9 protein-coding genes are annotated in these 12,869 nt (G+C 62.6%); 3 read left to right on the plus strand and 6 right to left on the minus strand.

Going from position 1 to position 12,869, the window contains the following annotated elements:
* Positions 1 to 176: 176 nt before the first annotated feature.
* The 6 genes from tilS to K7R21_RS07595 form a co-directional block, all read right to left on the minus strand.
* Positions 177 to 1,553, minus strand: coding sequence for a tRNA lysidine(34) synthetase TilS (tilS, locus tag K7R21_RS07570; protein ID WP_224982663.1), 1,377 nt, complete (start codon positions 1,551 to 1,553; stop codon positions 177 to 179).
* A 141-nt stretch (positions 1,554 to 1,694) separates the two neighbouring features.
* Positions 1,695 to 2,207, minus strand: a complete 513-nt coding sequence (locus K7R21_RS07575; RefSeq protein ID WP_224982664.1) for a hypothetical protein — start codon at positions 2,205 to 2,207, stop codon at positions 1,695 to 1,697.
* Between the two features lie 49 nt (positions 2,208 to 2,256).
* Positions 2,257 to 3,111: an oligopeptide ABC transporter permease gene (gene opp4C, locus K7R21_RS07580; protein ID WP_224982665.1), complete on the minus strand. Its 855-nt coding sequence runs from the start codon at positions 3,109 to 3,111 to the stop codon at positions 2,257 to 2,259.
* Positions 3,112 to 3,156: 45 nt separating this feature from the next.
* A complete protein-coding gene (locus K7R21_RS07585) occupies positions 3,157 to 4,137 on the minus strand; it encodes an ABC transporter permease (protein WP_224982666.1) in 981 nt (326 codons plus the stop codon).
* Between the two features lie 108 nt (positions 4,138 to 4,245).
* On the minus strand, positions 4,246 to 5,826 hold the full coding sequence (locus K7R21_RS07590) for a peptide-binding protein (protein ID WP_224982667.1): 1,581 nt from the start codon (positions 5,824 to 5,826) through the stop codon (positions 4,246 to 4,248).
* On the minus strand, positions 5,823 to 7,541 hold the full coding sequence (locus K7R21_RS07595; protein WP_224982668.1) for a tetratricopeptide repeat protein: 1,719 nt from the start codon (positions 7,539 to 7,541) through the stop codon (positions 5,823 to 5,825). Before K7R21_RS07595 ends, K7R21_RS07590 begins: the two co-directional genes overlap by 4 nt.
* Before the next feature lie 213 nt (positions 7,542 to 7,754).
* Between K7R21_RS07595 and K7R21_RS07600 the strand changes: the two genes are divergently transcribed.
* The 3 genes from K7R21_RS07600 to K7R21_RS07610 are packed head-to-tail and all read left to right on the plus strand — an operon-like array spanning position 7,755 to position 12,798.
* Positions 7,755 to 9,317 carry a bifunctional aminoglycoside phosphotransferase/ATP-binding protein gene (locus tag K7R21_RS07600; RefSeq protein ID WP_224982669.1) on the plus strand — a complete coding sequence of 521 codons (1,563 nt, stop codon included), beginning with the start codon at positions 7,755 to 7,757 and terminating at the stop codon, positions 9,315 to 9,317.
* Positions 9,314 to 9,562 carry a hypothetical protein gene (locus K7R21_RS07605; RefSeq protein ID WP_224982670.1) on the plus strand — a complete coding sequence of 83 codons (249 nt, stop codon included), beginning with the start codon at positions 9,314 to 9,316 and terminating at the stop codon, positions 9,560 to 9,562. The genes K7R21_RS07600 and K7R21_RS07605 overlap by 4 nt, the downstream gene beginning before the upstream one ends.
* Entirely contained in the window at positions 9,562 to 12,798 is a 3,237-nt protein-coding gene (locus tag K7R21_RS07610) for a SpoIIE family protein phosphatase (protein ID WP_224982671.1), read from the plus strand. The genes K7R21_RS07605 and K7R21_RS07610 overlap by 1 nt, the downstream gene beginning before the upstream one ends.
* Positions 12,799 to 12,869: the final 71 nt, after the last annotated feature.

The raw sequence follows: 12,869 nt of genomic DNA on the forward strand, positions 1-12,869 counted from the left end.
TCCTCCCGATCAATCGGTAAGCTGCAAACACTCAATCTGCAATGATTTTGTCATGACACAGAAAACGTGCTGCTTGGTTGAACGGCCGCCCTAACAGGCTTCCTTATGAGAATGAAGAAAAAAGCGTTCAAATGAGTAAAAAGGATTACCATAAAGGGTGCAGGTTGACAAGAGCTTTAAGGTGTAATATCAAGAATTTCCACCCGTAAAACCGCGCCAGTCGCGGAAGTTACCCGTCCCTTCTCCCCTATTCTCACACCTGCCACCCAGACGATGTCACCCTCGCTGAAAACGAGCGGCACCAGGCTGCGCTCATGAAGTGGCAGTTTTTCGTTGATGAACAGCTCCTTCACCTTCTGAGATCCGGTCATACCAAGCGGCGTGAAACGGTCGCCGTGGGCGAAGGGGCGTACCAGCCACGGGAAGGGTGCCGCCTCGGCGGAAAGGTACGCGACCGTTTTGGAGCCGGTAGCGAGATCTTTCGGTGGTGCTACCCGCTGCACCGTGAGCGTCATTCCGTTTCCCAGGGTGTAATCCCCCTCCCCGGGCACCACCTGTTCCCAGCATTGTGCGGCTTGCGGCGCGACGACGGTAAAGCTGAGCAGGTCGTAGCAGCGCTCCACGCGGAGCGCACCGGGAAGCTTCAGGCTCGCATTGGGGCGATTGGAACAGGCGAGGCGGTCGATCGCCTCCAGGTGAGCGAGAGCGATGCGCATGAGGTCGCCCTGCAGTTCGTGCAGGCCGTGGCGGTAAAGCCGCAGGCGCAGTCCCCGGTGCTCCTTGAGCAGGGCGCCGACACCGAACGTTACGGTCTCCTCTTCCAGCGCCGCAAGCCGGTCGAAGGCGGATGAGGTCAGGTGTTCCAGCAGTTCCTCGTCCGCGGCGAGGATCTCCGCGGTGGCGGCGAGCCGTTCGCTGATCCTGGGATTGTACTTCCGGAGGGTGGGAATGAGTTCGTGGCGGATGCTGTTGCGCAGGATGGTGGTGTCGGAGTTAGTCGAGTCGGTGCGCCATGTTAGGCCGCGTCCATTCAAGTAATCCTCAAGATCCGCACGGCTCACCTGCAGCAGCGGTCGTTTGACCAAGCTGTCGCCGCTGGCGGCCATGGCGCTCAGGCCGGTGCCGCCGGAACCGCGCAGCAGACGGATCAGGACGGTTTCCGCCTGGTCGTCGAGGTGGTGGGCCACCGCGATGCTGGTAGCACCGCGCCGTCTGGCCACCTCGTGGAAAAAGGCGTAGCGTGCCTGTCGCCCGGCGTCCTCCAGGGAGAGTCCTTCCGCGGCTGCGAAAGAGGCGACGTCGACCCGGATGGCGACGAAAGGGAGGTGGCGGCGGGTGGCGAGATCCGAGACGAACTTCTCGTCGTCGTCGGATTCGGTGCCGCGCAGGCAGTGGTTCAGGTGGGCGACCACGAGGTTCAGTCGTTCGTCCTCGAGCCGGGTCAGTATGTCGAGGAGAGCCACCGAATCGGCGCCCCCGGAGACCGCGACCACCACGGTCTCCCCCGGAGCAAAGAGGTGTTGGTTGCGGACGATGGCGACAAGGTCTTTCAAAGGTGCGTGCTCCTGGAGTCAAAGTAGCGGAGTGCAAAAGTGCAGTGGCAGTAGTGAAGTACTACGTGCAGAAGTACGGAGAGTTGGGCGCAGGACAAGCAGTTTCCATAGTTCCCACCAGTTTCACCGGGATGCCGACTACTAGTCCTTAAGCGTGCACTCCTTCTCCCAGGTGTTGTACCCGTCCCCCACGATATCCCAGAACGACTCGATGCGCCCCGCGTAGTAATCCAGTTCCGAGCACTCCGCCTCGATAGCCTGGAGGAACTTGAGCGAGATGAGCTGGTGGCCGTAGAGGAACCGGTAGAACTCGCGGATCCCCGCCAGGTAGCCGTCAATCTCCGACGCAAGCGGCTCCATGGTATTGACGATGTACCAGTTACCGGCGAACTGGCGCACGATGCCTGGACGCTCGTCGAAGATGCTGCGTCCCTTGATGGAGACCACGAAATCCCGGGTGAAGTAGTCCGCCGCTCCAGCGAGGGCCGTCGCCTGTTCCGGCGGCATCCCGGTCAGTTGTATCTCTTCGTAGAAGCGGTGCAGCAGGTCGCTGACCAGCTTGTCGACACGCACCTCGTCCTCGAGGGTTGTCGGAACGTAATCCCTTTTATCCACCTTCAATACGTCGAATGCCTCATCGCAAAGTTCAGCCATGAAATCCTCTTATAAACGTTCAGTTCAGTGTGTCTGCGTTGACTACCGTTTATCCTTGCCGCCTCGGGTCCAGCGCGTCCCGGATCCCCTCCCCTACCAGGTTGTAGGAGAGCACCGTGACCAGGATGGCCACGCCCGGGAACAGCGACAGCCACCAGGCGAACTCGATGTAGTCCTTGCCGGAGGTGAGGATGTTGCCCCAGCTCGGCGTCGGCGGTTGCACCCCGATCCCCAGGAACGAGAGCGCCGACTCGGTCAGGATGGCGCCCGCGACACCCAGCGTCGCCGAAACCAGCACCGGCGACAGTGCGTTGGGCAAAATGTGTCGGAAGATGATGCGCAGGTCCGACGCCCCCAGCACCCGGGCCGCCAGGATGAAATCGCGGCTCTTGAGCGAGAGCACCTCGGCGCGCACCAGTCGCGCCACCCCCATCCAGCCGGTGAGCCCGATGATTACCATGATGTACCAGATGGACGGCTCCAGCATGGCGATCACGGCGAGGATCAGGAAGAAGGTCGGGAAGCAGAGCATGATGTCGACCAGCCTCATCAGCAACGAATCGATCCAGCCGCCGTAGAAGCCGGCAAAGAGCCCGATGACAGTCCCGATGACCACGGCGATGCCGACGGCCACGAAGCCGACCTTGAGCGAGACGCGGGCGCCGTACACGACGCGGGTGAAGACGTCGCGCCCCAGTTCATCCGTCCCGAACCAGTGGCTGGCGGACGGGGGCAGCAGCACGTGCCATGCGTCGATGGTGTCGGGGCTGTACGGGGTAACCAGCGCCGCTGCCATGGACAGCACGAACAGGACCACGATCACCACCAAACCCGCCGTCGCGAAACGGTTACTGGTGAAGCGTTCCCAGAACTCCCGGTACGGGCTGCTCACCTGGTCACGCATGGCGCCCTCCCCCCGCTCTCAACCTTAACCTCAACCGGCCTCTCATCATCCCCTCCCATGCCTGATGCGGGGATCCGCGACGGCGTAGCAGAGGTCAGCCAACAGGTTGCCGATCAGTGTCAGGCAGGCGCCGATGACCAGGATGCCCATCACCAGCGGGTAGTCGCGCGCCATCACCCCCTGGTAGAAAAGCTGCCCCATCCCGGGGATCGAGAAAATGGTCTCAAAGATGACGCTGCCGCCGATCAGGGCCGGAAGCGAGAAGCCGAGCAGCGTGATCACGGGAAGGAGCGCGTTTTTCAGGGCGTGCCGATAGATGATCACCCGCTCGCGCACCCCCTTGGCCCGGGCCGTGGTGATGTAGTCCTGCGACAGCACCTCGATCATGGTCGAGCGCATGTAGCGGGACAGTCCGGCCAGGCTGCCGAAGGTGGCGATGGCTATCGGGAGCACCAGGTGCCGCGCCAGGTCCGCACTGCGCCAGAAGAAGGACCACTGGTCGCTTCCCAGCGAATGGATACCGGAGATGGGGAGCCAGGAGAGCTTTACGCCGAAGAGGTACATGCACAAAAGCGCCAGCCAGAAGGTCGGCACCGCGAATCCGACGAAGACGAACACCGAGATGGCCCGGTCCAGCAGGGTGTCCCGGTGCACCGCCGCCATGATGCCGATGGGGAGCGCCAGGCCGAACTCGAGGATCAGGGCGATCACGTTGAGCGAGATGGTGATGGGGATTCGCTCCTTGATCTTGTCCAGTACCGGGCGGTTGTCCGGAGCGAAGGAACGGCCGAAGTCCAGTCGCGAGAGGTTGGAGAGCCACATGCCGTACTGCACGTGCAGCGGCTTGTCCAGCCCGTAGAACTCGCGCAGCCGTGCCCGCGACGCGGCCGAAGCCTTGGGACTCATGGCCGACTGCATCTCCACCGGTTCCCCCGGCGCGAGATGGATCACCGTGAAGGTGATCAGCGTGATCCCCAAAAGCAGCGGGACCAGCATGAGTATCCTTTTGATCAAGTAGTTGGCCATAGATCTCTAAAGTACTAGCTGCAGTAGTTATACCCTCTCCCTCCGGGAGAGGATGCCCGCAGGGCGGGTGAGGGCTGAGCCATCACATCATCGACGTTCCATTGCCGTTCAGTCCACATACCACTTGATGAAGTTATGCATGATCCCCGCGGGCGCCGGCTCGATCCCCTTGATCCTGGAGGTAACCGCCGGCAGCGCGTCGGGCACGTACAGGAAGGTGTAGGGCTGGTCCTTGGCCAGGATCTCCTGGACCTGGTAGTAGCAGTCGCGCCGCTTGGCCAGGTCGAAGGTGCCCCGCCCCTTCACGATGAGCCGGTCCAGTTCCGGGTTCAGGTAGTGGATGAAGTTCAGCTCCTTGGGCCCGGTCTTCGAGGAATGCCAGACGTCGTACAGGTCGGGGTCCTGGGAGATGGTCCACCCCAGCAGCACCGCCTCGAACTTACCCTTGTCGATGAAGTTGGTCAAAAAGGAGGCCCACTCCATCACCCGGATTTTCACGTCGATGCCCACCTTTTTCAGGCGCATTTGGATGATCTGGGCGCATTTCAGGCGCTGATCGTTGCCCTGGTTGGTCATGATGGTGAAGCTGAGCGGCTTGCCGTCCTTCTCGAGGATCCCCCCCGCCCCCATCCGGTAGCCGGCCTCCTGCAACAGCGCCTTGGCTCGCGCCGGGTCGTAGGCGGGGTCGTTATCCACCTTGGCCTTGTAGGCCCAGGTCCCCGGCTTGTAGGGTCCGTGGGCGATCTGGCCCATGCCCAAAAGCACGCCCTGGATGATCTCTTCCTTGTTGATGGCGCAGGTGATGGCCCGGCGCACCTGGACGTCCTGGAACATGGGCAGGCGCAGGTTGTAGCCCAGGTAGGTGTAGGCCGACGCGGGGTAGCGGTACTTGTTGAAGCGCGCCAGGAACTCCTTGCTGGTGGTCTGGCGCTGGTACTGCACCGGGGACAGCCCCATCATGTCCACCCCGCCCGCCTTCAGCTCCATGTACATGGTCGAGTTGTCCGGGATGATCCGGTAGACGTAGCGTGCCAGGTGCGGCGCCCCCTCCCAGTACTTCGGGTTCGCTTCCAGCACGAGCCTCTGCCCCGGGACCCACTCCTTGAAGATGTAGGGACCGGTGCCCACCGGGTTACGCGAGAGGGGGCTTTTAGTGATGTCCTTGCCCTCCAATAGGTGCGCCGGCAGGATCGGCATGCCCCACGAGGCAAGCGCCGGGGCGAAGGGTTTGGCATAGGTGACCCGGAAGGTGTAGGTGTCGGGCGCCTGGGCGCTCTGCACCTGCTTGAAATCCTCAGCATATGCGGTCGGGGTCTTGGGATCGACGGTGACGCGGTAGGTGTAGAGCACGTCGCGCGAGGTGAAGTCGTGGCCGTCGTGCCATTTCACCCCGCGCCGCAGGTGGAAGGTGATCTGCAGCCCGTCGGGGGAAACCTCCCACGACTCGGCCAGGTCCCCTTTCAGCTTCAGGTTCTTGTCGTAGCGCACCAGCCCGTTGTACACCAGCCCGGAGATGTCGCTGGAGGAACTATCCGAGGCGAGGATCGGGATCAGGTTGGAAGGTTCACCGATGCTCCCGGTGACAAACTGCGATCCACCATGGCCCTGCGCCTTATTCCACGGCGCATCCTTCCCGCAGGCGGCCAGGAAGAGGAAGAGCAGGAGGCAGACAGCGCGGGCCAGGATCATTTTTCACCGGCTTCCTGGCGGCAGTGTTTGATCTTCTCGGCAAGTTCGGCGCCCTGCTCCGGCTCCATCTTCTGCAACTTCTTGTAGAGCGGCAGCGCCTTTTTGTAATTGTGGGCGGCGCAGTAGACGTCGGCCAGGTGCATGAGCACGGTCGCGTCGCCGCTGGAGAGCTCGGCAGCCCGCTCCAGTTGCGTGATGGCCTCGTTGTAGCGCTTGAGCTTGAAGTAGGTCCACCCCAGGCTGTCCAGGATGAAGCCGTCGTCCGGCCTCAGGCTCACCGCTTTTTTCAGGTAGGTCAGCGCTTCCTCGAGGTTCTCACCCATCTCGGCGTAGGTGTAGCCAAGGTAGTTGAGCGCCTGTGGATCGTCCGGAGTCACCTCCAGCACCTTCTTCATCATGCTGACCGAGAGTTCCTTCTGCCCCATCTTGTCGTAGAGGATGCCCAGCCGGAACAGCACGCGCGGGTCCGACTGCAGCTTCGGGTCCATGGATTTCAGCGTGTCTATGCCGCGCTGGTACTGCTCCATTGACTCGTAGAAGCCGGCCAGGTGCAGGTAGGGCTCGATGCGGGAAGGTTGCTCCCCGATCTCCTGCTGGAGCAGGGCGATCCCCTTCTCCGGCTGTCCCTTCTCCTTGTACAGGTAAGCCAGGTGCCCCAAGGCATCGAGGAAGTAGGGCGATTCGCGGGAGATCTGCTTGAACTCGGCAATCGCCTGGTCCACGTCCTCCTTCTCCTCGAACGCGGAGGCGAGGTAAAAACGGACCTGCTGCGCGCCCGGCTCGACGGCGAGTATGTCCTGGAAGGTTTTGATGGCCTCGTCGTAGCGCTCGAGTTCGAGCAGCAGCAAGCCGATCTTCCTGGAAGTCTCCAGCGACTTACCCCCCTTCTGCTGCAGCAGGGCCAGCGCCTCGTCAAGGCGCTTCTGCTGGATGAAAAGCTGCGCCAGGTGCTGGATGACGTTGGCGTTATTGGGATTGATCTCCAGGAGGTCCTTATAGCTGTCGATGGCGTCCGGGATCAGCCCCTGGGTCTCCTGGGAGATCCCCATCTCGATCAGGGCTTGTTCGAAATCGGGCTTCAGCTCGACCGCCTTCTTGTAATAGGCGAGCGCCTCCTTGGTGAGCCGCATCTGCTCGTAGGTCTTGGCCAGGTAGTAGTAGCCCAGTGCGGATTCCGGGGAAGCCTTCACCAGCGCCTTTAAGGTGTCCACCGCCTGCTCATATTCGAAGCTTTTCAGGTAGTAGATGGCGATGTGCAGGTAGACCTCTTCCTTGGTGGGGTCCAGCTCGATCACCTTCTTGTAATGGGGGACCGCCTCCTTCTCGCGTTGCAGGCTCATCAGGATGTTGCCGCACAACTGCTGGGCCTGCAGCGAGGCGGGATCGATGGCGATGGCAGCCTGGCACTCGGTGAGGGCATCCTCGGGGCGGTTCTGCTGCAGGTAAATCTGCGCAGCTGCGTTGTGCAGGAAGGCCGAGGCGGGATCAGCGGCGATGGCCTCGCGCAACAGGCTCAACGCCCCCTCCTGATCTCCTTCGGAGGCGCGCAGCCTGGCCATGGCGAACAGGGAGAGGTTCTTCGCTTCCCCCGGGGGAGGGGTCGGCGCAATGACGGCACCCAACTCGTTAAGCGGTGACGAGACCGAAGCTTGCTCGGTGGCGCAGGCGTTGATCAACAGGGGCAGGAAAAGGAGCGCTAGACACTTCTTGGTCATGGGTTACCTGTGGCTTCGGGAGATTTCGGGCCAAATCTAAAAAACGCGGCACCCCGGTGGGATACTGTATCCGGGGTGGCGCGGTTAACTACATGAAAGCTAGCATAAATAGGTAGCAGCGTCAAACAACATTTAGATGCATTTTAGGCTGTTGCACCCTAAATGCGGTATGATACTATTCTCAAGTTAAATCATTGGGTTACCGACAAAACGATGGATCAAAAGCTTATAAAATCGCTACTTGAAGCACCAGCCTACCCAGAGCCGACGGCAGAGGTGCGCCTGGTCGAGACCCACGTCTCCTTCATCTTCATCACCGACCGCTTTGTATACAAGGTAAAAAAGGCCGTCGACTACGGCTTTCTGGACTTCACTTCGCTCGACCGGCGCCGCTTTTATTGCGGCGAAGAGGTACGTCTGAACCGGCGCCTGTGCCCCGAGGTCTACCTGGGAGTGGTGGAACTGCGCGAGGCCCCGCATGGCGCGGCTTTCCACGGTTCCGGCAAGGTCATCGACTATGCCGTCAAGATGAAGCGCCTGCCCCAGGAGCGCATGCTGGACCAGTTGCTCAAGGATGGCTCCGCCTGCGACGCCGACATGACCCGTATCGCTGCCGCCGTGGCCTCCTTCCATGCGGCAGCGGAGCGCGGCCCACACATCGCCGCCTGCGGCTCACCCGCCATAGTCGGCCAGAACTGGGAAGAGAATTTCCGCCAGAGCGCCCCCTTCGTTGGCACCACGCTGCAGGCAGGTGAACTGGCGGAAATCCGCCAATGGGTGACCGCCTTCTTGACCTCCAGCGAGGCGCTGTTCCAGGCCCGCATCGCTGACGGCTTTATCAGGGACTGCGACGGGGACCTCCACTCCGGCAACATCTGCCTTACCGACCCGGTCTGCATCTTCGACTGCATCGAGTTCAACGAGCGCTTCCGCTACATCGACACCGCCGCCGACCTCGCCTTCCTACTCATGGATCTCGAGTACGCCGGCCGCCCGGAGCTCTCCCGCGCGCTGCTCACCGCCTACTGCGCGGCAAGCCGCGACGAGGCGATGACACCCTTGCTCGATTTTTACAAGGCGCAGCGGGCTTTCGTGCGGGGCAAGGTGACCAGCCTGCGCCTGGGCCAGCCGGGCATCAGCCCGGATGAGTCTGCCGCGGTGATGGTCGCGGCGCGGCGTTACTTCCGCCTGGCGCGCGGCTACGCGCTCAGACACCGGCTTGCGCCGACGCTCGTCCTCACCTGTGGCCTGAGCGGCAGTGGCAAGAGCAGCCTGGCCGCCGAGATCAGCCGGGAGCTGGGACTCGACCTGACCCGCTCCGATCTGGTACGCAAGGCGCTGGCCGGCGTGCCGGCTGCAGGAGGGGAGCGCGACGCCGCTTACCGCGCCGGCATCTACACTGAGGCCATGGACCGCGCCACCTACGACGCACTGCTGTCCGGTGCCGAGCAATCGCTGGCTGCCGGTCGCGGGGTCGTGGTGGACGCCACCTTCCAACGGCGCACCGACCGGGAGCGCTTCGCCGAGCTGGCCGCCCGTTTGGGGGTGCCGTTGTTGGTCGTTGAGACCCGCTGCCCGGAACAGGTAGCCCGTGAGCGACTGGAGCGGCGCCGCCACGATCCGACCGAGGTCTCCGATGCCCGCTGGGAGCACTACCAGCTGCAGCAGGCGGAATTCGAGCACCCGGAACCGGGGCAAAGCGTGCTTATTGACAGCACCCTCCCGGTCTGGGACGAGGCCGAGCTGGTGCTCGCCGCCATGGGGTTAACCGTATGAAGACCACCTTGAAGCAAATGGTGCTGCACCGGCTCAAGCTGAAGGACACCTGGGTGATCGCCTTCGTGCTCGGCCTGGTTATGATGAACTACCCCTTCATCAGTATCTTCAACAAGCCGACTCTCCCCTTCGGCATCCCGCTCCTTTACCTCTACCTGCTGACCGGCTGGGTCTTCTCCATCTTCATCGTCTACCTGTTCAGCCGGGCGGCACGAAAAGACAGCGACACCAAGGGACATACGTAATGCTGGATGTGAACTGGGTCTGGGGCACCGCCCTGCTCTACATAGCCTTTCTGTTTTTGGTCGCCTACTACGCCGACCAGCGCCAGAAGGCCGGCCGCAGCATCACCGCCAACGCCTGGGTCTACGCCCTCTCCATAGCCGTCTATGCCACGTCCTGGACCTTCTACGGTTCGGTGGGCAAAGCAGCAACCACCGGCATCGACTTCCTCCCGGTCTACCTTGGCCCCACCCTCACCGCCTTCAGCTGGTGGTTCCTGCTCAAGAAGATGGTCAGGATCTCCAAGGAAAACAACATCACCTCCATCGCCGACTTCATCAGCTCCCGCTACGGCTCCTCGCAGTGGCTGGGCGGCATCATCACCGTGATCACCCTGATGGGGGTGATGCCCTACATCGCCCTGCAGTTGAAGGCGATCTCCACCTCCTTCACCATCATCACCGGCTACCACGACTTCCACGTCGGCTTCATGGAGCGGTTCTACATCCCCTCCCCTCACCCGGGGCTCTTCACCGCGCTCTTCCTGGCAGTGTTCAGCGTCCTGTTCGGGGCGAGGCACCTCATCTCCACCGAGCGCCACGACGGCCTGGTGGCTGCGGTCGCGCTGGAATCCGTGGTGAAGCTGGTCGCCATGCTCACCGTCGGGCTGTGCATCACCTACTTCACCTTTGACGGTATGTCCGACATCTTTCAGCGCATGCAGGCCAGGGACCCGCAGCTGCTGGCGCGGCTCACCACACTGGACGACCGCGGCGACAACTCCTATGCCTCCATGTTCAGCATCCTCACCCTCTCCATGGGGGCCGTGATGCTCCTGCCGCGCCAGTTCCAGATAATGGTGCTGGAAAACTCCCACGAGGCGCACCTCAATACCGCCTCCTGGCGCTTCCCGGCCTATATGTTCCTGATGAACCTGTTCGTGATGCCCATCGCCCTGGCCGGTGTGCTCCTGAGCGGCACCAACGCCGGGGCGGACTACTTCGTGCTCACCCTCCCCATGCAGCTTGGCTACCCGTGGCTCGCTCTGGTCGCCTTCCTGGGAGGCTTTTCCGCCTCGGCCGGGATGGTCATGGTGGAATCGATCGCCGTATCGACCATGCTGTTGAACCACGTGCTGTTGCCGGTGGTGATCAAGTTGAAGCCGCGCGCCTGGTTCCCGCTGCTGCTCATCAACCTCAAGCGGTTCGGTATCGTGCTGGTCATCCTCCTGGGCTACCTGTACCAGAGCGTGGTCGGGGAAAGTTACATGCTGGCCAACATGGGGCTCATCTCCTTCTCCGCGGCCATCCAGTTTGCGCCGGCCCTGGTCGGCGGTCTCTACTGGCCCCGCGGCAACAAGGCGGGCGCCATTGCGGGACTTCTGGCAGGTTTCGGGGTCTGGTTTTACACGTTGCTGATGCCCTCGCTGCTGAAGGCCGGCGGCTGGCAGGGCGACTTCCTGCTCAAAGGCCCCTTCGGTATTGCGCTGTTGCGCCCGCAGGAACTGTTCGGGCTGACCGGGCTCGACCCGTACACGCACACCCTGTTCTGGAGCATGTTCATCAACATCGCCGGCTACCTATCGCTGTCCATCCTCCTGGGCCAGGGGGAGAAGGAGCGCGAGCAGGTGAACCGCTTTGTCCGGGTCTTCACCCCTGAGAGCGCCGCGCCGCAGTGGGAGACCAAGCGCCTGTCCAAGCCGGTCACCATCGTGCAGTTCGTCAATCTGATGAGCAAGTTCATCGGCGAGCAGCAGGCCAACGCCGCCATCACCGACTACCTCGGGGACCGCGAGATCGACAGCAAGGGGGGCGTCTCAGAGTTCGAGCTCCCCAACCTGAAGCGCTTCGTGGAGAAGACGCTGGCCGGCTCCCTGGGCGGCGCCGCGGCGGGGGCTGTGGTCGAGAGTTTCCTCTCCGACATCGGCTCGCGCATGGAACCGGTCTACGACATCTTTTCCACCGTGCGCACCTCGCGCGACCAGAGCCGCGAGGCCCTCTTCGTCAGGCTGCGCGCCTCCGAGATCATGAACCGGTCGCTGGAGCTTGACATCATCATGGGCGACCTTTTGGAGCTGTTGCTGCGCGAGTTCAAGCTTGACCTCGCCGTGATCCGCCTCCTAAACGACGAGTCGGTGCTGCAGGTGCGCTGCTACCGCGGCGTCGGCGGCGAGCGGCTCACCGCGGAGGACCGCATCCTCGAGATCGACACCCACGTCGGCGAGGCGTTCCTGGGGCGGCGCACCGAGTTCTTGAACGACACCGCCTTCATCACCAAGCCCATCGCCAAGGAGATCTTCCGCCGCGAGGGGATCAAGTCCTTCGCCCATATCCCCATCGTAAGCGAGGGGGCCCAGCCGGTCGGCATCCTCTCGGTCTTCTCCCGCTCCATCGTCGGCCTCTTCACCGAACAGTTCGTCGAGCTCCTGGAGAGCCTGGCCGGGCAGCTGGCCCAAGCCGTGCGCATCGTCGAGGAACGCGAGGCCAAGGAGCGGGAGCGGCGCCAGAAGGAGGCGGCCCTTCTGGAGAACGCCCGGGTCACCCGCGATCTCGAGCTCGCCAAGCAGATCCAGCTGTCGCTGCTTCCGGAACACCCCCCCACCCTGCCCGGGGTGCGTATCGCCAGCCGCTGCGTCCCCGCAGCCCACGTCGGCGGGGACTACTACGACTTCTTCCAGCGCGGCGACCAGGTGGTCGACCTGGTAATGGCCGACGTCTCCGGCCACAGCGTTGGCGCCGCCCTGATCATGGTGGAGACTCGCAGCGTGCTCCGGGCCCAGATCCAGGAACCGCGCTCGTCGAGCGACCTCTTGAAGCTCTTGAACGAACTGCTCCACGACGACCTGACCGTCGCCGAGCTGTTCATCACCATGTTCTGCGCCAGGTACGACAGCGCGACCCGGACCCTCAGGTACGCCAACGCAGGCCACACCCGGCCGCTGCTGTTCCGCGCCGGGACGCAGATGGAGCTCGATGCCGAGGGTCTCATCCTGGGCGTGGAGCGCAGCGTCGCCTTCGAAGAACAACAGGTGACGCTGCAGGCGGGGGACCTCCTCTTCATCTACACCGACGGCATCATCGAAGCAGAGAACGGCGCCGGAGAACTGTTCGGCATCCCGAGGCTGTGCGAGCTGATCGAGACCATGCTGGACCAGGAGCCCGATGTGGTGATCGAAAGGGTGCTCTCAGAGGTCTCTTCCTACGCCTGGCCCGATCCTTTACAGGACGACATATCCATGGTAGTCATGAAAGTTGCCTGAACCGGAGGCGGCGCCACTTGCTAAATGTCGACACTTATTGCACAATAAATCTGGCGGTATACCGTACGGAC

It is taken from the genome of Geomonas agri (assembly GCF_020179605.1).
Lineage (GTDB): Bacteria > Desulfobacterota > Desulfuromonadia > Geobacterales > Geobacteraceae > Geomonas > Geomonas agri.

Excerpts from the sequence above, each read along its gene's own strand:
- K7R21_RS07585 (WP_224982666.1), bottom strand. The coding sequence starts at position 4,137 with ATGGCCAACTACTTGATCAAAAGGATACTCATGCTGGTCCCGCTGCTT.
- K7R21_RS07590 (WP_224982667.1), bottom strand. The coding sequence starts at position 5,826 with ATGATCCTGGCCCGCGCTGTCTGCCTCCTGCTCTTCCTCTTCCTGGCC.
- K7R21_RS07595 (WP_224982668.1), bottom strand. The coding sequence starts at position 7,541 with ATGACCAAGAAGTGTCTAGCGCTCCTTTTCCTGCCCCTGTTGATCAAC.
- K7R21_RS07610 (WP_224982671.1), top strand. The coding sequence starts at position 9,562 with ATGCTGGATGTGAACTGGGTCTGGGGCACCGCCCTGCTCTACATAGCC.
- K7R21_RS07600 (WP_224982669.1), top strand. The coding sequence starts at position 7,755 with ATGGATCAAAAGCTTATAAAATCGCTACTTGAAGCACCAGCCTACCCA.
- opp4C (WP_224982665.1), bottom strand. The coding sequence starts at position 3,111 with ATGCGTGACCAGGTGAGCAGCCCGTACCGGGAGTTCTGGGAACGCTTC.
- K7R21_RS07605 (WP_224982670.1), top strand. The coding sequence starts at position 9,314 with ATGAAGACCACCTTGAAGCAAATGGTGCTGCACCGGCTCAAGCTGAAG.
- K7R21_RS07575 (WP_224982664.1), bottom strand. The coding sequence starts at position 2,207 with ATGGCTGAACTTTGCGATGAGGCATTCGACGTATTGAAGGTGGATAAA.